The following is a 21,520-nucleotide window of genomic DNA, read 5'->3' as shown; positions in this document are numbered from 1 at the left end:
GTTCCAGGGCCCGCCCCGGGCCCGCCGTGTTAGAGCGCTGGCAGGCCCATGCACCGCGAGCAGCCAGAAGAAGCCCCCGAGGGCTACGTCGACATCCGCTACGTCGTCGAGCCGAACTACGCCGGCTGGCGGCTGGATGAATACCTGGCGCAGAAGATTCGCCGCATGTCGCTGGAGCGGCTCCAGGGCGTCATCCTGCGGGGCGTCCTCTGCGACGAGCGCCGCCTGAAGCCCTCCACGCCGGTGTACCCGGGGCTGTCCTTCCGTCTCCGGCGCCGCGCCAGCGAGGAGCCGCCCACGCCCACGGAGCTGCCCGTGGTGTTCCAGGATGACTGGCTGCTGGTGCTGGACAAGCCCGCGGGCCTGCCCATCCACCCGTCCGCGCGCTACCAGAAGGGCACGCTGGTGACGTTGCTGCGGGAGCGCTTTGGTGAGCGCTTCGCCGAGCCCGCGCACCGCCTGGACCGGGAGACCAGCGGCCTGGTCGTCTGCGGGCGCACCACCGAGTCCTGCCGGGTGTTGGGGCGCCTGTTCGTCTCGCGTGACGTCCACAAGGAGTACCTCGCGCTGTGCGAGGGCCACCCGCCCGAGGACACCTTCACCGTCGAGGCGCCCATCGCGGAGGGCACCGAGCTCATCCGCATCGCCGTGCGCATCGACCCGGTGGCGGGGAAGGAGAGCCGCACGCGCTTCCAGGTGCTCCGCCGCTTCACCCGCGACGGCGCGCCTTTCGCGCTGCTGCGGTGCTTCCCGGAGACGGGGCGTCAGCACCAGATTCGCATCCACCTGCACCACGCGGGGTTCCCGCTCGTGGGCGACAAGATGTACGGGCCGGACCCGGGCTACTTCGACCGCTTCAGCAAGCGCTGCCTGGAGCCGGAGGCGTGGGAGCGCCTGCGCCTGCCGCGACACGCGCTGCACGCCGCGCGCATCGCCTTCCCGCATCCGGGCTCGGGAGAAGAAGTCGTCTTCGAGTCGCCCCTGCCGGCGGACCTCGTGGACTTCATGGGGCGCTAGGCGCTGGATGCACGAAGGCCCTCGGTCCGGCGGTGCGGACAGAGGGCCTCGAGCGTGATGCTGGCGTCAGGTCAGGCGGTGAGCTTGCTCGGCTGGGAGCGCTGCTCCTCACCGAACTCGCCGATGAGGTACTTGCCGGAGAAGCACGCGGTGCAGAAGCTGCCGCGCTCCGGGTCACCCACCGCGCGACCCAGGCCCTCCTGGGAGATGTAGCCCAGCGAGTCCGCCGTCACGTACGTGGCGATCTCCTCCAGCGTGTGCGTGGCGGCGATGAGCTCCTGACGGCTCGGCGTGTCGATGCCGTAGTAGCAAGGCCACTTCGTGGGCGGCGAGGAGATGCGCAGGTGGACCTCCAGCGCTCCCGCGGCCTTGATCATCTTCACGATCTTGCGGCTCGTGGTGCCACGGACGATGGAGTCATCCACCACCACCACGCGCTTGCCCTTGAGCACCTGCCGCACCGCGGACAGCTTCAGCTTTACGCCGAAGTGGCGGATGGACTGCTGCGGCTCGATGAAGGTGCGGCCCACATAGTGGCTGCGGATGAGGCCCACGTCGTAGGGGATGCCGCTGGCCTGGGCGAAGCCGATGGCCGCGGGCACGCCCGAGTCCGGCACCGCGATGACCAGGTCCGCGTTGGGCGCGGGCTGCTCCTTCGCGAGCTGGCGGCCCAGCTCCTTGCGCACCTCGTACACGTTGCTGCCGAACAGCGTGGAGTCCGGCCGGGCGAAGTACACGTGCTCGAAGATGCAGCGCGCCTGCCGCGGAGGCTCCGCGAAGGGCTTGCTGGTGCGCATCAGCCCGTTCTCGATGACGAGCAGCTCGCCCGGCTCCAGCTCCCGGACGATTTCCGCCTCGATGAGGTCCAGCGCGGTGGACTCGCTGGCGAGCACGTACGCGCCTTCCTTCATCCGTCCCAGCACCAGCGGACGGATGCCGTGCGGGTCTCTCACCGCGACGAGCTTGTTCTCCGTGAGCACCAGCAGGCTGTAGGCGCCCGTCACCTTGCGCAGCGCCTCGACGATTTTCTGCTCGAAGGTCGGCTGCTTGGAGCGCGCCAGCAGGTGCAGGATGACTTCCGTGTCCGCGTCCGACTGGAAGATGGCGCCGTCGGCCTCGAGCTGTTGCTTCAGCTCGGCCGCGTTCACCAGGTTGCCGTTGTGCGCGATGGCGCATTGGCCGCCCGCGTACTGCACGAACAGCGGCTGGGCGTTCTTGAGCGCGCTGCCTCCCGCGGTGGAGTAGCGCACATGACCGATGGCCGCCTGCCCTGGCAGGCCGGCGATCACCGGTGCGTCGAAGATATCGGCGACGAGTCCCATCTGCCGGTGCGCACGCAGCGCCATGCCGTCAGAGGCAACGATGCCCGCGGACTCCTGCCCCCGGTGCTGGAGGGCGTGCAGTCCCAGGTACGTCAGGTTGGAGGCCTCGGCGTGCCCCACGATTCCGAAGATGCCGCACATGGCGCGCTGCCTTACTCCTTTCGAGCGGTGAGCGGAACAGGAACGCATGCCCCTCTGGTGGGTATTCCACCCGACGCCAGAGTCGTTTCATGTGGGCAGTCAGGCGTCCCAAAGGCCAGTCCCTGCGGGTAGTCTGGCCCGCGCATGGCTTCCTCGCGACTGGCACGCTGGCGTTCCTTGTTTCCCATGGTGTTACTCACCGCGGGCGTCGCATATGCCCTGGCGTCCTGGAATTGGTGCGGCTCCTGGGCTGAACGCGCGCCCGTGCTGGTGTCACGGGTTCAAGGCGAAGGCCCCCTGCGCGCGGGCGCGGCGAAGGTCGCGCTGGCGCCGCCGTTCCCCGTGGTGGTGGCGGGCTACTCGCCGCCCCGGCCCGAGGCGGGACAGGCTGACGTTCCGCTCCACGCACGCGCGGTGGTGCTGGAGGCCGGTGGGACGCGGGTGGGGGTGGTGTCGTTGGACCTGCTGCTGGTGCCGGATGTGCTCGTCACGCGCGTGCGCGAGCGGGTGAAGGCGTCGGGGCTGAGCGAGGTGCTCGTGCTCGCCACACACACGCACTCCTCGTTGGGGGGCTATGACCCTCGACTGGTGGCGCAGCTTTCGGGCACCGGGCGGTATCGCGAGGACGTGGTGGAGGCCATCACCGCCGCCGCGGGGGAGGCCCTGTCGCGTGCCGACGCCGCGCTGGCTCCGGTGTCGCTGGAGGTGGGCGAGGCCCGTGAGCCGGACTTCGTGGCTTCGCGCAGTGGCGGCGCGATTCCGGATGGGACGCTGACGCGCGCGGTGCTGCGGGGCGCGGAGTCGCCGGTGGCGGAGCTGCTGTTCTTCGCCGCACACCCGACGATGGTGCCGCGTCACCGGGCCTACGTGGATCCGGACTACCCGGGCCGGCTCAGCGCACTGCGCGAGGAGGCGGGCAGCGGCGTGACGCTGTTGCTGCAGGGCGCGGTGGGCAACGCGTCGGTGGCGTACTCGAAGGGGCTGGGGCTGGAGCGGGTGTCGGGCTTCGCGCGGGCCCTGGCGGAGCTGGCGGGCAACGCGCCGTTGTCGCCCGTGGGGGATTCGGTGCGGCTGGCGTTGGCGCGCGCGGATGCGGCGATGCCTCGGCCGGACGCGTCGCGGCTGGTGCCGTCACTGACGCGGGCGGCGGGAGACAACCTGCTGTGTGATTCCTCGCCCCGGCTGGCGGAGGTGGCGGCGCTGGTGCTGGGGCCGCTGAAGCTGGTGGCGGTGCCGGGCGAGCCCAGCGTGGCGGCGGGCGCGGAGCTGCTGCGGCGCACGGGCGCCACGGGCGTGCTCGGGCTGGCGGATGGTTACGTGGGCTACGTGGAGACGGCGGCGAACGTGGAGGGCGGCCTGGGAGAGTCCCGGCGTCAGTACTTCGGGCCCGCGCTGCTGGAGCGGCTGAGCGTGGCGGCCGAGCTCGTGGCGGGAGCGGCCGACTTCACGCGGTAGGGGGTCGGGCGCCGCGGGCTCGAGGGCTCCGCGGCGCGGCCGGACCGGGTGCTGGCCTAGAACTTCTCGAACTTGGAGTCCTTCTTGCGCTTCTTGAACAGGAGCGCGGTGCGGCCCAGGAGCTGCGCGAGCTCCGCCTGGGCGCCCTCGGCGATGCGCTGAGCACCCTCCTGGCGCGTCTCCGGGCCCTCGTTGATTTTCACCTTGATGAGCTCGTGGTCCTGCAGCGCCTGTTCGACGGCGGCGATGACACCTTCGGTGACGCCGGCCTGGCCGACGATGACCACCGGTTCCAGGTGGTGTCCTAGCGCGCGCAGATGGCGGCGTTGCTTCCCAGTGAGCGGCACGTTGCTTCTCTCCTTCATGGTTTCGGATGGGGCCTCCAGGGCCCCGGGGTGAGGGGGCGCACCCTACTTCTTCTGCGACGCCATGCGGATCTCCCGCTGCGCGTCGATGTGGTCCGGCTGGAGCTCCACGGTGCGCTTGAAGTGCTTGAGCGACCCGGGGGCATCACCGCTCAGCTTGGCGATGACCCCGAGGAAGTAGTGCGCGGGCGCGCAACGCTCGTTGCGGCGGATGGCGTTCTGGATTTCCCGGAAGGCTTCGGGCTGGGCGGCCTTCTTGTCCGCCGCCATGAAGAAGCGGGCGTAGCCCCGCCAGGCGTAGAACTCCGCTTCCTCCGGGTTCAGCTTGATGGCCTCGTCGAGCATCTTCACGGCGTCCGGGAACTTGCGCGCCTTCACCAGGATGCAGGACTTCTGGAACAGCTCCTCCGCCATGAGGATGCCGTTGATGTCCACGCCGTCGCCGCTGCCGCCGCTCTTGAGCTCTTCGATGTAGCTGGCGCGGCTCTTGTCGTCGGAGAGCGTGCGGTAGGCGTCGCCGACGTAGGCGAAGACCTCGGCCTTCAGCTTCTCCAACTCCGGCGGCGCGCCCTGCGGCAGCGTGTCCGGGTGGTACAGCTTGGCCAAGCGGAAGTAGGCGATCTTCACCGCGCTGGAGTTTGTCTGCTCCGTCAGCCCGAGCCGCTGGAAGTGGTTCTGCTGCTTCATCGCGGTGGTGAGCTGGCGCAGGGCGGGAATCTCGTCCGCGCCCGGGGCATTCGCGTGCGTGGCGGCGGTGGCGCCGGGCCCCGCGACGGGAGCGGTGGGGCGCTGTGGGGCGCCGGGGCCCGCGGTGGGGACGGTGGGGCGCTGCGTGGCGCCAGGGCCCGCGGTGGGGACGGGCCCGGCGGGACGCGCTCCTGGACCCGCGGTAGGGGCGGGACGTGGCGCGCCGGGGACGGGTGGCTGCGCTCCCGCTGCGCCGGGACCGGCGATGGGCTGGCCTCCCGCGACGTTGGGCGCGGTGCCGGCTGGGCGTGGGGCGCCCGCGGGGCCAGGGCTCGTGCTGTTCGCACCCGCCGGGCGCTGGGCGACCGCACCGGGACCGGCGATGGGCTGGCCTCCCGCGACGTTCGGTGCTGCTGGGCGCTGGGCGACCGCACCGGGACCGGCGATGGGCTGGCCTCCCGCGACGTTCGGTGCTGCCGGGCGCGCGGCGTGTCCACCCGCGACGTTGGGCGGTGCTCCCGTGATGGGCTGGCCCCCTGCGACGTGGGGCGGTGTTCCCGCGGGGCGAGGTGCTCCGGCGATGGGCTGACCTCCCGCGCCGCTGGGCGGTGTGCCTGCGACGGGTTGTCCACTCGCGACGTGGGGCGCTGCGCCAGCGGGGCGCGGTGCTCCCGCGATGGGCTGGCCTCCCGCGACGTTGGGCACGGTGCCTGCGAGGGGCTGTCCACCCGCGACGTTGGGCGCGGTGCCGGCGGGGTGTTGCGCACCGACTGCGCCCGCGGGGCGCTGCGCACCTGCGCCGTGCAGACCCTGGGCCCCAGCGGGCTGTGCACCGGTGGCCACGGCCTGTTGCTCCATGGCGATGTTGGGATTGGAGGCGGGCGGCGCACCAGCGGGGCGCTGCGCGGCGGCGACGTTGGGGCGTGGCGCGGCGCCAGCGGCCTGCTCGGCGGGAGGCGGTGTCCCTGGGCCGGTTCGGGCCTGCCCGGCGAACGACACCGCATCCAGCTCCCGGAGCAGGAAGGTGATCCGCAGCAGGTGGTCCGTGTCCTGCGCGAAGTCCGTCAGGAGCTGCGAGACCGAGCGCACGCCGTCGATGACCGTGAGCGCACGGACTTCATGCGGCGTGAGGCGCAGCTCGCTCGCGGCCACGACGCCGCCAGACTTCATGATGGGGAGCTGGAGCACCGGCGTCAGCCTGCGCTTGAGGTCCGCCGATGGAATGCGGCGCACCGTGTCGCTCAACACCGCCCACCGATTGCCCAGCGGCATCGCCTTGTTGGCAGGCAGGTCGCGCAGCTCGAAGGTGAAGGTGCCGACCTCGGCCTTGAGGCCCCGGCCGAGGATGCCTGCCGCGCGCTGCGCGAGGAACGTGAAGGCCGTGGCCGGCTGGAGCAGTCCCAAGCCGAAGAGCGCGGTGAGCAGGTCTCCGCCGAAGCGCTCCAGGGAGCCCCCTGCCTGCTGGAGCTGCTCGGGCGTGAGCAGCTTCGCCGCGACCAGGGATGACCCGAGCGCTTCTTCCGGATGCGTCGAGTCGACGAACTCGGGGTTGCCCTTGCGGAAGTGGATGTGGACGGCTCGGTCCGCCAACGTCAGCGAGAGCAGGCCCGTCTGCTCTCGCGCGGCGATGCGGCCGTAGAGGCGGATGGGGGAGCACTGCTCCAACGGACCGCGAGCTGGAATCTCCGGTGCGGCGTCATCGCCTTCCACCGCGGGGACGGCCACGGGGAGCGGCGCGGGCGGCGGAGCAGGGCTCGCTGCGGGCGGGCGGGCCGCGGTGGGTGCCCCTGGGGGGCGTTGACCCGCAGGCGCAGTGGGAGGCCGCGCGGGCTGCCCCGGAGCCGCGGGGCGTCGCGCGGGGTCCATTCCTGCTCGCGCGCCAGGACCTGCCATGGGCGCCGTACCAGGGCCAGCCATGGGCCTCGTGCCAGGGCCGGCCATCGGCGCTGCACCCGGGCCTGCCATCGGCGCTGCACCAGGGCCGACCATCGGCGCTGCACCCGGGCCTGCCATCGGCGCTGCACCAGGGCCGGCCATTGGCGCTGTACCCGGGCCCGCCATCGGCGCTGCACCCGGGCCGACCATCGGCGCTGTACCCGGACCCGCCATCGGCGCCGCGCCACCTGGCATCGGGGCACGGCCACCGGCAGGGACGGCCGCCTGTGCACCTTGCGAGGGAGCGGCCTGCTCCACGGAGGCGGGCGCGCCAGGGCCCCACAGCTCTCGCGGGACGACGTCCCGAGCCTCGGGGAAGCGCCAGGGAAAGGCGAAGTTGAGCCCGTCCTCGGACATCTGGAGCCGGCCCTGGATGGAGCCGCTCTCGATGAGCAGTTCGATGGTCGGCAGGGTGAGGGGCCCCCACATGGTGCCCCTGTCGTTGCGAACCCAGTACTGCCGGACCTCACCCTCCGCCATGCGCGGCCCTGCTCCTTCGTCCTGCGAGAAAAGCGAACCCTACCGCTGTCCTCCGGCACATCCAAGCAGACGGCCGGAGCGCCAGCCCCTTACTTCGACTCACGGCGCCGCGCCATCCAAGGCCGCCAGTCCGAGCGCTGCCAGACACGCCGGGTCGGCCTTCTGTTCAGCCGGCGGGTCGAAGCAATGGACCTCGCTGTCGAAGACCTTGCACACCCCGTCCGGGGTGGACGCGCACGCGGACTTGGTGAACGCCGTGGCGCAGGCATACCCGCACACCGGGCCCATCTCGCTGGTCTTGCACTGCGGCGCGGGCAGCTCGCGCTTCCAGGCGCACAGCGCGGCGGGCGGCGGGTCGAAGCAGGTGACCTTGCTGCCCGCGACCTTGCAGACGCCCGCGGGCGTCCGGGCGCAGCGCATGCCTTCCGAGGACTTGGTGCAGCCGTAGCCACACGTCGTCTCCACGGCGTTGCTGTGACACTCCGCGCGCGGCGTGTCCTTGCCGTACACGGCGAAGACGACCGCGGACGGGTCGAAGCACTCCAGCTCGCCGCCGCGGCTCCGGCACACGCCCGCCGGCGACTGCGCGCACTTCACGCGTCCGGGCTGCGTCACGCAGTTGTAGCCACACGCCACCGCGCCATCGACGCTCTGACACTCGGGCTTGGGCAGCGCGTCGCCATAGGCCTTCCGCACGTGGGCCGGCGGGTCGAAGCAGACCGCCTGTCCGTCAATCACCTGGCAGTGGCCCTGCTGCGTCTGGGCGCACCGCACGCGCTGTCCGTCCGACAAACACTTGTAGCCACAGGACACCTTGCCGTCGATGGAGCGGCAGGTGGCGGCGGAAGGGTCTTGTGGAATCGGAACCGAGCCCAGGGTGAGCGCCAACGTGGTGATGAGGGTCGCGAGCACGGGGGACCTCGGCGGGGGGAGCGAGTCTTCCCGGCATTGACGCCCAAGGCAGGCGATGACGCAAGAAGCGGGCGGTGATGGGCGACGGACCGGGCCCGTGATACCCAGGCGCCGCCCGCGAGGAGGTTCATCCCGGTGGACGTGGACGTCAGCACGCTGCACCTCATCCTGCTGTGCTTCGCCGCGTTGGTCGCGGGCCTGGTGGATGCCATCGCGGGAGGTGGCGGGCTCATCTCGTTGCCCGCGCTGCTGGCCGCGGGGCTGCCTCCGCACGTGGCGCTGGGGACCAACAAGGGGCAGTCCGTCTTCGGCTCGTTCGCAGCGTTGGTGCGCTTCTCGCGCGCGGGGCTGGTGGACGGGACGCTGGCGCGAACGACGTTCCCCTTCGGCCTGGGCGGCGCCTTCGCCGGGGCCGCGCTGGTGTTGCTGGTGAAGCCAGAGGTGCTCAAGCCGCTGGTGCTGGTGCTGCTCATCGCGGTGGCGGTGTTCCTCGCCTTTCGCAGGGGGCCTCGCCCTGGCGACAAGCCCGAGCCCCGCCCGCCCGCGCGAGCCCGGGCCATTGGCGCGCTCATCGCGCTCGGCATCGGCACCTATGACGGCTTCTTCGGACCGGGGACGGGCACCTTCCTCATCGTGGCCTTCTCGTCCCTGCTGGGGCACGGACTGGCCCGCGCGTCCGCGGATGCGAAGGTGGTGAACTTCGCGTCCAACCTCGCGTCCGTGGCGCTGTTCACCCTCAAGGGCGTGGTGCTGTGGAAGGTCGCGCTGCCCATGGCCGGCGCGCAGTTCGCCGGCGCGTACCTGGGCGCGCACCTGGCGGTGAAGGGCGGCGACAGGCTGGTGCGCAAGGTGGTGCTGGGCGTGGTGCTGGCCCTGGTGCTCAAGCTGGGGCACGACGTGGTGACGGGCTGAGCGCCCGCCACGTCACGTCACCGCTTCAGCCGATGTGCACCAGCAGGGCCTCGCCGCGGTTGGCGACGGTGGCCACGAACTTCTGGAGCTCCTCGAAGTAGGAGACGAGCTCCTCCAGCGGGTCCACTTCCGTCTCGGGCTCGTCCCAGGTGCCAGGGTAGATGTCCTGGGCCTGCATGGCGGCCGTGTCGTAGCGCGAGCGCAGCGTCTTCTCCGTCACCTGCTGGAGCGCGGAGGACAGCGACTTCACCTGCTCGGCGGTGAAGATGCGCGCGGTGCCCTCGTCGGAGGCGATGTCGCCCACGTCCTCGCCGCCGCGCACCAGGAAGTCCAGCGGCGCGGCGCCTTCCCACGGCGTCCCCGTCAGCAGGTACTGGAGCCCGTGCCACGCCTCGCCGATGTCCAGCTCCAGGAACGCCGAGCCCTTCGCATCACCGAAGTCCTCCTCGTCATCGAGGAAGGCCTCCAGCGCCTCGGGGGCCTGGAGCAGGGCGGTGCGCTGGGCCTCGGTGGTGGTGCGCAGCGAGCAGAGCATCTCCATCGCGTTACTCCACCACCACCAGCTTGGCGTTGTTCTCCACGGCGGTGCCTTCCTTGGCGAACAGCTCCGTCACCTTGCCGGCCTTCGGGCTCTTGAGCTCGTTCTCCATCTTCATGGCTTCCACCACGACGAGGCCCTGGCCTTCCTTCACCTCGTCGCCCACCTTCACCAGCACCTTCACCACCTTGCCCGGCATGGGCGCGGTGACGAGCTGCTTGCCCTCCACGGAGAAGGCCGCGTTGGCCGCGCGCAGCCGCAGCCGGCGCTCGTCCGCCACGTCGATGCGGTTCACCTGGCCGCGCAGGAGCACGCCAAGCTCGTCGCCGTTCTCCTCGAACTCGACGTTGTACGACTCGCCGTCCACCAGCATGGACAGCGTGCCGTGCTCCAGCTCCAGCGCGTCCACCTGGTACGTGGTGCCGTTCACGGTGATTTTGTACTGGTCGTTCCCCAGGGGCTCCAGGTCCACCGGAGCCGCTTCCTTCTGACCCTGCTGCTTCGCGAAGTAACGCATGGAAGTCCTCAAGGGCTGGGGGTTAGCGGCGCGTGCGCAGCGCCAGCTTCCACGGGGAGACGCCGCCGTTGCCCTGGCCACCAGTGGCGGCGGGCAGCGTCTTCAAGCGCTTCTGGTCCTTCTGGTACGTGTGCACCACGCTGGCCAGCAGCGCCATCTCACTCAGCTTCGGGTCCTCCGCGCCCAGCAGCGCGTCGTGCTGGCGGGTGAGGAAGCTGGTGTCGTAGTCACCCTCGATGAACTCGGGGTTCGCCAGGATGGCCCGCAGGTAGCGGATGTTGGTGGTGATGCCCTTCACCACGTACTCGGACAGCGCGCGCTGCGTCCGGGCGATCGCCTCGCGCCGCGTGGGGGCCCACACGGACAGCTTGGAGATCATCGGGTCGTAGACGTTGGGCACGGTGTACCCGGGGAACACGCCCGAGTCGTCGCGCACGTTCGGTCCACCCGGCACGCGCAGGTACGTGATCTTGCCCGGGCTGGGCATGAAGTTGCGGCTCGGGTCCTCGGCGTAGACGCGCACTTCGATGGAGTGCCCGTTCGGCCGGGGGGCCTCGGTGAGGCCGAGCTTCTCGCCCTCCGCGGCGCGAATCTGCATGGCGACCAGGTCCAGGCCCGTCACCCACTCCGTCACCGGGTGCTCCACCTGGAGGCGGGTGTTCATCTCCAGGAAGTAGAAGTTGCGGTGCACGTCGACCAGGAACTCCACCGTCCCGGCGCCCACGTAGTTGACGGCCTTGGCCGCCTTCACCGCGACCTCGCCCATCTTCGCGCGCAGCTCCGGCGAGAGGATGGGGCTGGGCGTCTCCTCCACCACCTTCTGGTGACGGCGCTGCGCGGAGCACTCGCGCTCGTTCAGGTGGATGGTGTTGCCGTACTGGTCGGCGAAGACCTGAATCTCCACGTGGTGTGGCTTCTCCAGGTACTTCTCGATGTAGACGGCGTCGTTGCCAAAGGCGTTGAGGGCCGCGCTCTTTGCGGAGCGCCACGAGGACTCGAAGTCCTCCATGCGCTCCACCTTGCGCATGCCCTTGCCGCCGCCGCCGCCCGCGGCCTTGAGCATGACGGGCAGGCCAATCTTCTCCACGTAGGCGCGCGCTTCCTCGACGGAGGCGACGGGCTCGGTGGTGCCGGGCACCACGGGCACGCCGGCCTTGATCATGTTCGCGCGGGCGCGGGTCTTCTCGCCCATGGAGTCCATGGCGGAGGCCGGCGGACCGATGAAGGTCAGCCCGGCGGCGTCGCAGGCGCGGACGAAGGAAGCGTTCTCGGAGAGGAAGCCATAGCCGGGGTGGATGGCATCCGCGCCGGCCTGCTTCGCGGCGTCGAGGATGCGCTGCTGCACCAGGTAGCTCTCACGCGAAGGCGGGGGCCCCACGAAGATGGCCTGGTCGGCCGTGCGCACGTGAAGGGCGGAGCGGTCCGCCTCCGAGTACACCGCCACCGTGGCGATGCCGAGCTCCTTGCAGGTGCGCATCACCCGGATGGCGATCTCGCCGCGATTGGCGACGAGCACTTTGCGGATCTTGGGCATGGGGCCCGTCTAGCACGGGGCGCCCATGATTGCCGCCTCTACTTCCGGGTGTTGAGGTACTGCTCCATGTAAGCGCGGGCCTGCGAAAGCTTGGCCTCCACGAAGCGGTCGTCCTCGTCCGGCTCGGGGGGCGTGGGCGGACCCGACTGGCTGGGTTCGTTCCCGAAGTCGACCGCGGCGGCCAGCAGGTTGCGCGCCGTGTTACCGCCGCCGAAGAGGCGGGCCAGCATGCCCGTCTCCACGTCCAGCCAGCGCGCCGCCTGCCGCAGGACGTCCAACACTTCACCTTCCACGGCCTTGGACGGGCGGCCCGGGCCGCTGACACACGCGCGGGCGTAGCTGTGCTCGCGGTCCACGAAGAGGCCCAGCGCGCGGTCCCTGAAGTCCTGGGCCAGCGCCTGACTCATGGCGTCCAGTTGTTCTTCCAGGAAGGGCTGTTCGGACTTGCGCGCCTTGCGGCCGGGGGCGGGGGGAAGTTCCAGCTCGACGGCGTGCCAGCCCGCGTCGGCCAGCCCCTCGGGCGGAGGCTCCACCCACTTCACCTCGGGCGTGGCGAGGTCCACCGCCTCGCAAACGCGCTTGAGCGTCTGCCGCAGGGCGGTGAGGTTTCCTTCGACGTCGGAGAGAAAGAGGAGCAGGCGGCGGTGGGACAAAATGGTGATTCCTTTCCTGGCCCCTGTAAGCCCGTTCGTCACCTCCAAATTTCCCGAATCGCGCGTGCCTGCCTGCCCTCCGGACAACAGAGGGCGGGCAGGCGCGGCCCGGAATCCCTTAGAGGGGGATGTTGCCGTGCTTGCGGGGGAGGTTCTCCTGGCGCTTGTCCTTCAGCAGCTCCAGGGCGCGGATGAGCTTGGCGCGCGTCTCCTCGGGACGGATGATTTCGTCGATGTAGCCCAGCTCGGCGGCCTTGAACGGGGTGGCGAACTTCTCGCGGTACTCGGCCGTCAGGCGCGTGCGCTCGGCGGCGGCGTCCTTCGCCTTGAGCAGCTCGTTGCGGAAGATGATGTTGACCGCGCCCTCGGGGCCCATGACGGCGATTTCAGCGGTGGGCCAGGCGAAGTTCATGTCCGCGCGGATGTGCTTGGACGCCATCACGTCATACGCGCCGCCGTAGGCCTTGCGGGTGATGACGGTGACCTTGGGGACGGTGGCCTCGGCGTAGGCGTACAGCAGCTTGGCGCCGTGGGTGATGATGCCGCCCCACTCCTGGTCGGTGCCGGGGAGGAAGCCGGGCACGTCCACCAGCGTCACGAGCGGGATGTTGAAGCAGTCGCAGAAGCGCACGAAGCGCGCGGCCTTGATGCTGGCGTCGATGTCCAGCACGCCGGCGAGCACCGCGGGCTGGTTGGCGACCACGCCCACGCTGCGGCCATTCATGCGCGCGAAGCCGATGACGATGTTCTTGGCGAAGTGCTCCTGCACCTCGAAGAAGTGCTTGTCGTCGACGACGGCCTTGATGACTTCCTTGATGTCGTAGGGCTTGTTGGGGTTGCTCGGGACAATCGTCTTGAGCGACTCCTCGGCGCGGAACGGGTCGTCCTCACACGGCTGGACGGGCGCCTCCTCCTGATTGTTGGAGGGCAGGAAGGAGAGCAGCTCGCGCGTCATCACGATGGCGGCCTGCTCGTTCTCCGCGGCGAAGTGGGCCACACCGGACTTCTGGTTGTGCGTGACGGCGCCGCCCAGCGCTTCCTTCGACACCTCTTCGTGCGTCACCGTCTTGATGACGTCCGGGCCGGTGATGAACATGTACGACGTGTCCTTCACCATCATGATGAAGTCGGTGATGGCCGGCGAGTACACCGCGCCGCCCGCGCACGGACCCATGATGAGCGAAATCTGCGGCACCACGCCGGAGGCCAGCGTGTTGCGCACGAAGATGTCCGCGTAGCCGGCCAGGCTCTCCACGCCTTCCTGGATGCGCGCGCCGCCCGAATCGTTCAGGCCAATCACGGGCGCGCCCACGCGGGTGGCCAGGTCCATGATCTTGCAGATCTTCTGCGCGTAGGCGCCCGACAGCGAGCCGCCGAAGACGGTGAAGTCCTGGGCGAAGACGAAAATCTTCCGGCCCTCCACCGTGCCGTAGCCGGTGACGACGCCGTCGCCCGGAATCTTCTTGTCGCCCATGCCGAACTCGCTCGAGCGATGGGTGACGAACTTGTCCAGCTCACAGAACGAGCCGGGGTCGAGCAGCAGGTCGATGCGCTCGCGGGCCGTCAGCTTGCCGGCCTCGTGCTGCTTGGCGATGCGGTCGGCGCCGCCACCCAGCTCGGCCTGCTTCTCCATCTTCTCGAGACGCGCGCGGAGGGGGTCCTTCTCGGGAGTCTGGTCCATGGGGCCGCGTCTAGCATGATTGGGGCGCTGACGCGCCCCCCGGATTCCATGCCGCCGTGGTGGGACGCATGAAGTCGTCCAGCACGGCCTCCACCGCCGGTAGATCCAAGCCGTAGTGCCCGCGGACCTCCGCCAGCGGCGCCTCCCACATCTGACGCCACGGCGCCCCGAAGAGGAGCTGGGCCCGCTGCCCCAGCAGCCATCCCCGGACGATGGCGCGCATGCGCGCCTCCCGCTGGGAGAACGCGTAGAGGAGGGTGTTCGTCAGCCCTCCAGCGAGCACGCCCAGCGCGAAGGGGCTGCCCACCTGGGCCAGGCTGAAGGCCTGGATGCCCAGCTCGCCCGGCACGTCCGTCGGAAAGCCGGTGAGGACGTGCCAGACGTCATGGGATTCGAGCAGGTGCGCGCGGACGTACTCCTCGTCGGTATGCGCCTCCAGGTAGGGCAGGGCGTGCGGATCCAGGTGGTTTTTCTCCAGGTGGTCCGCGAAGGCATGCCCCAGGGTGTGTGGCGGCAGCGCGCGCAGCGTGGGCAGGTGGAGCAGGCCCACGCGGGGGCGTTCGATGAAGGCCTGCGCGGCCGTGGCGTGGTGCATCAACCGCTCCACCAGCCGCCGCATCGCCATGGGGGGCGCCAGGGCCGAGGCCAGACCCAGGACGTCCTGGAGTTTCTCCGGGTCTTTGACGGCCCGTGTCAATCGCCAGACAGTCCGCGCGGACGTGACAGGGTTCCACATGGGAGGGGCCTCCAGCGGGGGACGCAGATGCCGCGCGCGTCAGTGTAGGCGGGCCCTGGCGTGGGCGGGGTGGGGCCTGCGCCGCCCTGCTCGCGGGCGGACATCTCCATGGCTGGACAGCGGACACTCAGGGGGCGGGCAGGCGACCGGGCCGTCCCCGGGCCCGTGCGCGACGCGTGGGCGGGATGGAGTTTGAAACAACCTGCAAAGGAGGGGCGTCATGCGTGCCGCGCGAGGTTCCTTTCAAATCGGTTCGTTCCGCGGCATTCCCATCCGCGTCCATTTCTCGCTGCTGATTGTGTTGCCGGTGCTGGCCTTCCTGTTCGGCGGTGCCTTCCGGCGCGCGGCGGAGGTGGCCGAGGTTCCCTCGGAGCGACTGAGTGGCTCACCCGCGCTGTGGGGCCTGGCGGTGGCGGTGGGGCTGTTCGCGTCCGTGTTCGTCCATGAGCTGGCGCACACGGTGTACGCGCTGCGCCGGGGCGGGACGGTGCGCTCGATTACGTTGATGATGGTGGGTGGCGTGTCCGAGCTGACGGAGGCGCCGCCGCGTCCCCGGGACGAAGCGTTGATGGCCGCGGTGGGGCCGCTGACGAGCATCCTGCTGGCGGTCCTGCTGGGCGGCGCGACGTGGTTGCTCCAGGAGGCGGGCTCCTTCAACCTGCGGTTCGCGCTCTTCTACATGGCGAGCCTGAATCTGTTCCTGGGCGTGTTCAACCTGCTGCCCGCGTTCCCCATGGACGGTGGGCGCATCGTCCGCGCGTCGTTGACGGGACGGCTGGGCGCGGTGCGCGCGACGCAGGTGGCCTCCGTGATGGGGCGTGCGTTCGCGGTGCTCTTCGGCGTCTGGGCGGTGCTGTCGCTGAACCCGTTCCTGGCCATCATCGCGGTCTTCATCTTCATGGGCGCACAGGGCGAGGCGCAGCAGGTGCGGATGAAGGCGACGCTGGAGCGCGTGCCCGTGGCCGACCTGATGACGCCGCGCCGCGTGGGCGTGGGCGCGGCGGCGTCGCTGGAAGAGACGCTGTGGGAGCTGCGCCGCGAGCGGCTGTTGCTGCTGCCGGTGACGGAGGGCGACAGGCCCGTGGGGCAGGTGGCGCTGGAGGTTGTGCGCAGCGTGCCCGACGCGGAGCGGATGACGCGTACGGCGCGCGAGGTGATGCAGCGCGCGGTGGTGGTGCGGCTGGATGAGGATGGCTGGGTGGCCCTGCGGCGCATGGCCGAGGAAGAGGTGCCACAGCTCATCGTGGTGGAGCCGGATGGGACGCTCGCCGGCACGCTGGATGTGAATGACGTGCAGCGCGGCATGACGCTGTATCAGGCGCGGGAGGAGCGCCGGGGCCAGCGCGCGCCGAGGTGGCGTCAGGAGCGTCCGGCGTAGGCGCGCTGGGGCTCCTGGGTGACGCGTCACCTGGCAGGCTGAGTCTCCCTTTGCGCCGCCTACCTCTTGAGTTACATACACGGCGCATGGGGACGTCCGAGACAGGCGCTGCCGTGGCACACGCCCTGACGGTGTCCGGGCTCACCCCTCGGCCTCCTCGGGCCCTGTCTTTCGCGGTACGCCCGCGGGGGGCCGGCGCAAAAGGAGGATGGCTCGCGAATGAAGCCCGTGTAGGCTGTTATTCGTGGAAAACGAGCCATCCTCGCGAACCCGTCCGCTGCGTGGCCCCTTGGCCGCGGTCGCCCTGTCGGCGCTGGGGTGTAGCGGGGGCGCGCATTCCGCCGCATCCCAGCCGCCCGTGTATCTGGCGCAGGCGCAGTGCGGCCCCGCGGATTCAACGGTGAGCTGCTGCGTGAAGACGCACCCGGCGACGCCCGAGCGCTGTGGGCTGACGGCCTCGGAGATGCGCAAGTACCTGGCGCCGATGAAGGCCGCCGAGTCCGCGGCCGATGCCAGCGAAGACACGCTCCCCGAATGGAAGCAGGTGTGCATCGACGCCTACGCCTTGTGTCAGGAGCAGAAGTGGTCCGGCTCTTGTTACGACTGCTTCCGGTACTGCGAAGGGCAGCGTGAGTGGCCCGTGGACAAGTGCCGCCGTGTCGGGAAGGGCGAGTAGGGCGATGGCCGAGTCGATTGATTGGGACCCGGTGCGTGAACTCGCGCGGCGCGTGGATGAAGGGGAGTCGCTGTCCCTGACGGCCGAGGTGCGCGCCTTGCTGCACCGCTCGGCACGGGAGGTGGGCATCTCCGATGAAGAGGCTCGGGCCGCCGTGTCCGGTGTCGCGACGGCGACGGACCTGCTGCTCGAGACGCGCCGCCGCATTCGTGACGGCTCACAGCGCCTCATGCGCGCGCTGACGGGCGCCCGGCGCCTCCGGGATGCGGGAGACGTCGCTGGCGCGCGCGCGCTGCTGGAGGGCGTGCTCGCCGCGGAGCCGGTGCCGCTCTACCGGGAGCAGGCCGAGATGGCCTTGGACGACCTGGAGTGAGCCAGGCGCTACGATTCCGACGCGGTGGGCATACGTGGCCGTGAAGGCGGGTAACAGGGCCTTCAAGCCGCCGCGGCGCTCATCCCGTAGAAGTGCTGGCTCAGCTCCGCCTCGCTGTTGAAGCGCGGGTATTGGCCCTGCTTGAGGGACGAGACATCCGGAAGCGCGTTGGCGTTGGTTCGTGCGAGCATGTCCGCCAGGAACCGCGCATAGGCTTCCTTCGGTGGGACGCCCGGGTAGAAGTGATTCAGCGCGAGCCCCACGATGTTGACCCGCAGCACCGTGGGCCCTTCGCCGGCGTCGCCCCATGAGACGACCAGGTCGGTGAGCACCGTTTGTCTCGGTGGAGTTCCCGGCGGCCCGGCCAGGGGCAGCAGGCCCACGGCGATTGCCAGCACCTCGGTCATGGCGAGCGTCCGCCGCTGGCCCGTGGCGGCCTCGACACTCAGCGCCATGTCCGTCAGTCCCACGATGCGGCAGGGGATGATGCGCGGCGGCGCGGGTGGAGTCTCCACGGCGGTCGTGGGCGCGGCGTCGCGCCGCCTCCAGGCGCCGTCCTCCACCCATCGTTCGACCTCCGCGTCGAGCTCCTGGACGCGTCCCGCCAACGTGGCCGCTTCTCCCGTCAGCCGTGGCTTCGCCAGCGCCAAGTACTCCGCCGCCCGCTCGGGGTCCTGCGTGCGCGCCAGCCTCAGCTCCGCCGCGCGGATGAGCGCGCGCACCGCGATGGCGCCCGAGCCCGAACCCGCCACCCCGTACAGCGCCTCCGTCGTCTCGACCGCGGTTGGAGGCGCATCCTCCGTGTCCAGCGCCTGCGCCAGCCGCCACGCGGAGGCGGGCCGCACCTTGTCGATGGCGAACAGCGGGCCCAGCGCCTCGATGGCGAACCACACCGCGTCCGCGGACGCGCGGCCCGCGAGCGTCTGGAGCCCGCGCTCCACCCGCGTCATGCCCGCCTGCGTCTCGCCGTTCTCCAACTCCATGCGGCCCAGCGCCAGCATCGCGTCGACCTGGTCCGGCTGGCTCTTGAGCAGGCGCGTGAAGCCCTCTCGCGCGGCGGTCAGGTCCCCCCGGTCGAGCGCGGCCTGCGCCTCCGCCAGCCGCGGGTCGGCCACCCAGCCTCCCTGCTTCGCCGCCAGCGCGGGGGCGACGACGCGCTCCTCCAGGTGCGTGACGCGCAGCAGCGAGGCCCCCGCGAAGCCGAAGGCAAACCCGCCGATGTGCGCCATCACCGCCACGCCCGTGTTGTTGCCCCAGACGAAGTAGTTGAGCACCTCGTTGCCGAACCAGAGGCCCGCCCAGAGCCAGCCCGGCACGGGGAAGGTGCCGCGAAAGATCTTCAAGACCCAGATGAAGTAGCCGATGCGCACCCGCCGCTGGGCGAAGCGCAGACAGAACGCGCCCATGCACGCGGCCACGGCCCCGGACGCGCCCACCATCAGGGCCTCGGAGGAGGTGTCGAGCGCGTAGTGGGCCACGCCCGCGAACAGGCCGCCCGCGAGGTAGAAGCCCGCGAAGAGCGGCCGTCCCCACGCGTCCTCGAGCAGCAGGCTCGCGACGTAGAAGAACAGCAGGTTCCCCAGCAGGTGCATCCACCCGAAGTGCAGGAACATGTACGTCAGCCAGCCGGGCTGCACGAGTCCTCTCGCGGGGACGAGCGAGAGGCGCCACAGCAGGCTCGACTCCTGGCTCGCGAGGAGCTCCTGACACCGCTCATCCAGCGCCTGCTGGCGTTGGGCCACGTTGACGAAATCGGCGGGGGCTTCGATTCGCGCGCGCAGCGTGGTCACCAGCCCCCGGCCTCCCTCGGAGAGGAGGCGCTCGGCACACGCGGGCGGGAACTCCAGGTCCGGGTGCACGAGCGACTGCTCCAGCAGGGACCGCAGGTCGCTCTCGCCAACCCCCAGCGGCTCGGAGGGAATCACCCAGGTGATGAAGAAGATGACTGCGCACAGGGCCGCGATGGTGATGGAGACCCGAGGCAGCCGGTCCAGCTCGGTTTCATCCACCCCAAGGGGCAAGAACATCATCATGACCAGGTCCCCCGTGTGCCGCGCGCCAACGCCTTCACGTGGTGCATCCCCGGCATATCACGGGGACGTCACGCCCGAAGTCCGTGGGGAGGACTCCGACTACGGCGCGGGCAGCACCCAGTTCATCGAGACGCGGTGGGCGCCGCCCGGAGCGCTGTCCATCCACCCGGTGATGCGCTCGCTGCGCGACAGCAGCGGCCCCAGTTCGCTGCTGGCGGCGAAGAGCGCGGCCATCAGCTCGTCCGCCAGGATGTCCGACAGGGAGATCTGCGACAGCCCCCGCGCCACCTTCTTGGGGTCCACGGCGAAGTCCACCGCGCGCTCCTGCTTCGCGCTGGAGTCAGTGAGCGCCGCCACGGTGGCTTGCGTCACCGTCTCCTCGTTGCCGACGACCAGGTGCTTCCCCTTGAGCCGCACGAGCACGTTGCCGCCCTTGAGCGGGAGCAGCCAGCCGTCCTGCAACACCTTCACGTCGGGCAACTGGCCCAGCGGCGCCAGCGCGGACTTCACCGCCGCCGCGTCCTTCACCTCGGCGGCCACGGCCTGCCGCACCGCGAAGAAGCGGGTGGTCATCGAGCGCAGCGAGCCGCGCACCTGCACGTGGTCCATGTTCACCAACAGGTTGCCGGTGAGCTGCTTCGCCACGGCCTTCGCCATCGAATGCAGCGAGTCCTTCGGGCACGCGGTGCACAGGGCCTGGAGCGTGGCGCGCATCGTGTCCACCGTGTCCGTCACGCCCGCAGGTGAGACGGAGGCCCGCGAGAAGAGCAGCCCGTCCAGCTTCGCCGCCGCGTAGGGGCTGGTGCCCTTCGACTGGAAGTCGGGCAGCCGCAGCTTCGTCGTGAGGCCCTCCGCCTGGAGCCCATTGGCGGTGCCGTCCAGGCCCACCACCGTGGTGCCCGACACGACGTAGGCCACGCCCGGCAACTTGCCCAGCCGCGCGTCCGGTGCGGGCGTCTTGCCCACCAGCCGGACCGACTCCTTGAGCAGCGCGGCGCCACCGCGCTCGATGGCGCCGAAGGCGCAGACCTCCTTGCCCTTCAGCGCGTAGCCCATGCTGCCACCCATGTCGCGCTCGACATGCAGCGTGGTGACGCCTTGCCGCGTGGCGGGCTTCGCGGCGGCGCCTCCCGCGGCGGTGATGGCCTCGGCGGCCTTCTCCTGGAACACCTGGGCGTCCGCGACGCGCATGCACGACACGCGGCCGTCCTCCCGCATGGACACGGTGGCCGGACCGGACGGGTCCAGGCCGAGCTCGGACAGGGACTGGGGCCGCGTGGGGTCGATGACGAGGAAGGGATGCAGCTCCGAGCGCCACGCCGCGGGGCGCAGCAGCGCCGCGTGCTGGCCCGCGCGCTCCATGAACGCGGCCAGGCCCGTCAGCGCGTCCACCTTCGGGACATGGACGAGCGTCTTCGCGGACGCGGCGGTACGGGGTGCGGGGGCCGCTGCCAGGGTGGCGGCCAGGACGAGCGAGGAGAGCATGTCTCCGTGAGAACAGCCGTGCTCCCACGCTGTCAAGAAGGACTCAGCGGGAGCGCGTTCATGGCGGGGGCGCCGGCCCTGTCGAGGGCGCTTGCCCGCCAGGCGCGCGGCCTACAGGCGGCCGGCGTTGGCCCACTCAATCATGCGCTCCGCCAGGGCTTCGGCGTCGCGGCGCAGGTGCGCGAGCTGCAGCACGTGGTCATCCGTGCACGCCATCGCCATGCGCAGCGCGAGCGAGTCCGCGAAGCGGAGCACCTGCGCGATGCTGATGCAGTCGCGGTCCTCGCTGGCACCCGCGAAGCGCGCGGCGTCCGCGTCCATCATCAGCCCTTCCGCCATCAGCGCCTGCACCAGCGCGGCGCGGGCCACCGGGTGCTCGTACTCCGCCGCGTCGCGGAGTTGACGGCGCCACGGCTGCGACTCCCAGCGGGTCAGGGACGCATCCTTGCGGGCCTGCGCGGGCTTCTTCTGCGTGCGCGTCCAGAATCCCTTGGCGAACACCGGCCTCGAAACGTTCAGCTCCATCACTGCCCCCTCTCCACTACGGGGTCCGACCACAGGCATGAGCGACATGGACGCTGCTCCATCGGTACCGCGCGTGCTTCAACCGGGGCCTCCCTGGCGCGGTGGCGGGTGGCCTCGTCCCCACGCGCATTAATACGGCGAACCGGCATTTCCTTGACTCACCCC

At 70.6% G+C, this 21,520-nt stretch carries 19 protein-coding genes; 6 read left to right on the top strand and 13 right to left on the bottom strand.

Going from position 1 to position 21,520, the window contains the following annotated elements; translation table 11 throughout:
* Nucleotides 1-48 precede the first annotated feature (48 nt).
* The gene (locus tag A176_RS28435) at nucleotides 49-1,017 is read left to right on the top strand and encodes an RluA family pseudouridine synthase (protein ID WP_002635152.1); all 969 of its coding nucleotides are present in this window, start codon (nucleotides 49-51) and stop codon (nucleotides 1,015-1,017) included.
* A gap of 71 nt (nucleotides 1,018-1,088) precedes the next feature.
* Here the strand turns inward: A176_RS28435 and purF are convergent, their stop codons facing one another.
* Nucleotides 1,089-2,480 (bottom strand): amidophosphoribosyltransferase, encoded by a 1,392-nt coding sequence (gene purF, locus A176_RS28430; protein WP_002635153.1) that lies wholly within the window; start codon nucleotides 2,478-2,480, stop codon nucleotides 1,089-1,091.
* Between the two features lie 144 nt (nucleotides 2,481-2,624).
* Between purF and A176_RS28425 the strand changes: the two genes are divergently transcribed.
* Nucleotides 2,625-3,935 (top strand): neutral/alkaline non-lysosomal ceramidase N-terminal domain-containing protein, encoded by a 1,311-nt coding sequence (locus A176_RS28425; protein ID WP_002635155.1) that lies wholly within the window; start codon nucleotides 2,625-2,627, stop codon nucleotides 3,933-3,935.
* 56 nt (nucleotides 3,936-3,991) lie between these two features.
* Here the strand turns inward: A176_RS28425 and yhbY are convergent, their stop codons facing one another.
* The 3 genes from yhbY to A176_RS28410 all read right to left on the bottom strand — a co-directional run bounded on the left by yhbY (nucleotide 3,992) and on the right by A176_RS28410 (nucleotide 8,314).
* Entirely contained in the window at nucleotides 3,992-4,300 is a 309-nt protein-coding gene (gene yhbY, locus A176_RS28420) for a ribosome assembly RNA-binding protein YhbY (protein ID WP_226994012.1), read from the bottom strand.
* Between the two features lie 45 nt (nucleotides 4,301-4,345).
* Nucleotides 4,346-7,402, bottom strand: coding sequence for a DnaJ domain-containing protein (locus A176_RS39430; RefSeq protein WP_044889317.1), 3,057 nt, complete (start codon nucleotides 7,400-7,402; stop codon nucleotides 4,346-4,348).
* Nucleotides 7,403-7,501: 99 nt separating this feature from the next.
* Nucleotides 7,502-8,314, bottom strand: coding sequence for a hypothetical protein (locus tag A176_RS28410; RefSeq protein WP_002635158.1), 813 nt, complete (start codon nucleotides 8,312-8,314; stop codon nucleotides 7,502-7,504).
* Nucleotides 8,315-8,449: 135 nt separating this feature from the next.
* Between A176_RS28410 and A176_RS28405 the strand changes: the two genes are divergently transcribed.
* Nucleotides 8,450-9,226: a TSUP family transporter gene (locus A176_RS28405; protein WP_002635159.1), complete on the top strand. Its 777-nt coding sequence runs from the start codon at nucleotides 8,450-8,452 to the stop codon at nucleotides 9,224-9,226.
* Nucleotides 9,227-9,251: 25 nt separating this feature from the next.
* Here A176_RS28405 and A176_RS28400 read toward each other — a convergent pair whose 3' ends face one another.
* The 6 genes from A176_RS28400 to A176_RS28375 all read right to left on the bottom strand — a co-directional run bounded on the left by A176_RS28400 (nucleotide 9,252) and on the right by A176_RS28375 (nucleotide 14,885).
* A complete protein-coding gene (locus tag A176_RS28400; RefSeq protein WP_002635160.1) occupies nucleotides 9,252-9,767 on the bottom strand; it encodes a YfbM family protein in 516 nt (171 codons plus the stop codon).
* A 4-nt stretch (nucleotides 9,768-9,771) separates the two neighbouring features.
* Nucleotides 9,772-10,281 carry a biotin/lipoyl-containing protein gene (locus A176_RS28395; protein ID WP_002635161.1) on the bottom strand — a complete coding sequence of 170 codons (510 nt, stop codon included), beginning with the start codon at nucleotides 10,279-10,281 and terminating at the stop codon, nucleotides 9,772-9,774.
* Between the two features lie 22 nt (nucleotides 10,282-10,303).
* Nucleotides 10,304-11,815: an acetyl-CoA carboxylase biotin carboxylase subunit gene (locus tag A176_RS28390; RefSeq protein ID WP_044889318.1), complete on the bottom strand. Its 1,512-nt coding sequence runs from the start codon at nucleotides 11,813-11,815 to the stop codon at nucleotides 10,304-10,306.
* 38 nt (nucleotides 11,816-11,853) lie between these two features.
* Nucleotides 11,854-12,468, bottom strand: coding sequence for a hypothetical protein (locus tag A176_RS28385; protein WP_002635163.1), 615 nt, complete (start codon nucleotides 12,466-12,468; stop codon nucleotides 11,854-11,856).
* A 118-nt stretch (nucleotides 12,469-12,586) separates the two neighbouring features.
* Nucleotides 12,587-14,149 carry an acyl-CoA carboxylase subunit beta gene (locus tag A176_RS28380; RefSeq protein ID WP_002635164.1) on the bottom strand — a complete coding sequence of 521 codons (1,563 nt, stop codon included), beginning with the start codon at nucleotides 14,147-14,149 and terminating at the stop codon, nucleotides 12,587-12,589.
* A gap of 10 nt (nucleotides 14,150-14,159) precedes the next feature.
* Nucleotides 14,160-14,885 (bottom strand): Coq4 family protein, encoded by a 726-nt coding sequence (locus A176_RS28375; RefSeq protein ID WP_002635165.1) that lies wholly within the window; start codon nucleotides 14,883-14,885, stop codon nucleotides 14,160-14,162.
* 220 nt (nucleotides 14,886-15,105) lie between these two features.
* Here A176_RS28375 and A176_RS28370 point away from each other — a divergent pair, with 220 nt between their 5' ends.
* The 3 genes from A176_RS28370 to A176_RS28360 all read left to right on the top strand — a co-directional run bounded on the left by A176_RS28370 (nucleotide 15,106) and on the right by A176_RS28360 (nucleotide 17,312).
* Nucleotides 15,106-16,263 carry a site-2 protease family protein gene (locus tag A176_RS28370; protein WP_002635166.1) on the top strand — a complete coding sequence of 386 codons (1,158 nt, stop codon included), beginning with the start codon at nucleotides 15,106-15,108 and terminating at the stop codon, nucleotides 16,261-16,263.
* 289 nt (nucleotides 16,264-16,552) lie between these two features.
* Nucleotides 16,553-16,939 (top strand): hypothetical protein, encoded by a 387-nt coding sequence (locus tag A176_RS28365; RefSeq protein WP_226994011.1) that lies wholly within the window; start codon nucleotides 16,553-16,555, stop codon nucleotides 16,937-16,939.
* Between the two features lie 4 nt (nucleotides 16,940-16,943).
* Nucleotides 16,944-17,312, top strand: a complete 369-nt coding sequence (locus A176_RS28360; RefSeq protein WP_002635168.1) for a DUSAM domain-containing protein — start codon at nucleotides 16,944-16,946, stop codon at nucleotides 17,310-17,312.
* A 62-nt stretch (nucleotides 17,313-17,374) separates the two neighbouring features.
* Here A176_RS28360 and A176_RS28355 read toward each other — a convergent pair whose 3' ends face one another.
* The 3 genes from A176_RS28355 to A176_RS28345 all read right to left on the bottom strand — a co-directional run bounded on the left by A176_RS28355 (nucleotide 17,375) and on the right by A176_RS28345 (nucleotide 21,355).
* Complete coding sequence (locus tag A176_RS28355; RefSeq protein ID WP_002635169.1) at nucleotides 17,375-19,345, bottom strand: rhomboid family intramembrane serine protease; 1,971 nt, start codon at nucleotides 19,343-19,345, stop codon at nucleotides 17,375-17,377.
* A gap of 99 nt (nucleotides 19,346-19,444) precedes the next feature.
* On the bottom strand, nucleotides 19,445-20,830 hold the full coding sequence (locus tag A176_RS28350; RefSeq protein ID WP_021781006.1) for a hypothetical protein: 1,386 nt from the start codon (nucleotides 20,828-20,830) through the stop codon (nucleotides 19,445-19,447).
* A 111-nt stretch (nucleotides 20,831-20,941) separates the two neighbouring features.
* Nucleotides 20,942-21,355, bottom strand: coding sequence for a hypothetical protein (locus A176_RS28345; protein WP_002635171.1), 414 nt, complete (start codon nucleotides 21,353-21,355; stop codon nucleotides 20,942-20,944).
* Nucleotides 21,356-21,520 lie beyond the last annotated feature (165 nt).

Source organism: Myxococcus hansupus, from assembly GCF_000280925.3.
Classification (GTDB): domain Bacteria; phylum Myxococcota; class Myxococcia; order Myxococcales; family Myxococcaceae; genus Myxococcus; species Myxococcus hansupus.
The sequence above is the reverse complement of the archived record's forward strand: the minus strand, read 5'-3'. Positions and strand labels throughout refer to the sequence as shown.

Bases quoted from the DNA above. Each gene is read 5' to 3' on its own strand.
- A176_RS28435 (WP_002635152.1), top strand. From the start codon at position 49: ATGCACCGCGAGCAGCCAGAAGAAGCCCCCGAGGGCTACGTCGACATC.
- purF (WP_002635153.1), bottom strand. From the start codon at position 2,480: ATGTGCGGCATCTTCGGAATCGTGGGGCACGCCGAGGCCTCCAACCTG.
- A176_RS28425 (WP_002635155.1), top strand. From the start codon at position 2,625: ATGGCTTCCTCGCGACTGGCACGCTGGCGTTCCTTGTTTCCCATGGTG.
- yhbY (WP_226994012.1), bottom strand. From the start codon at position 4,300: ATGAAGGAGAGAAGCAACGTGCCGCTCACTGGGAAGCAACGCCGCCAT.
- A176_RS39430 (WP_044889317.1), bottom strand. From the start codon at position 7,402: ATGGCGGAGGGTGAGGTCCGGCAGTACTGGGTTCGCAACGACAGGGGC.
- A176_RS28400 (WP_002635160.1), bottom strand. From the start codon at position 9,767: ATGGAGATGCTCTGCTCGCTGCGCACCACCACCGAGGCCCAGCGCACC.
- A176_RS28395 (WP_002635161.1), bottom strand. From the start codon at position 10,281: ATGCGTTACTTCGCGAAGCAGCAGGGTCAGAAGGAAGCGGCTCCGGTG.
- A176_RS28390 (WP_044889318.1), bottom strand. From the start codon at position 11,815: ATGCCCAAGATCCGCAAAGTGCTCGTCGCCAATCGCGGCGAGATCGCC.
- A176_RS28380 (WP_002635164.1), bottom strand. From the start codon at position 14,149: ATGGACCAGACTCCCGAGAAGGACCCCCTCCGCGCGCGTCTCGAGAAG.
- A176_RS28375 (WP_002635165.1), bottom strand. From the start codon at position 14,885: ATGTGGAACCCTGTCACGTCCGCGCGGACTGTCTGGCGATTGACACGG.
- A176_RS28370 (WP_002635166.1), top strand. From the start codon at position 15,106: ATGCGTGCCGCGCGAGGTTCCTTTCAAATCGGTTCGTTCCGCGGCATT.
- A176_RS28360 (WP_002635168.1), top strand. From the start codon at position 16,944: ATGGCCGAGTCGATTGATTGGGACCCGGTGCGTGAACTCGCGCGGCGC.
- A176_RS28355 (WP_002635169.1), bottom strand. From the start codon at position 19,345: ATGATGATGTTCTTGCCCCTTGGGGTGGATGAAACCGAGCTGGACCGG.
- A176_RS28350 (WP_021781006.1), bottom strand. From the start codon at position 20,830: ATGCTCTCCTCGCTCGTCCTGGCCGCCACCCTGGCAGCGGCCCCCGCA.
- A176_RS28345 (WP_002635171.1), bottom strand. From the start codon at position 21,355: ATGGAGCTGAACGTTTCGAGGCCGGTGTTCGCCAAGGGATTCTGGACG.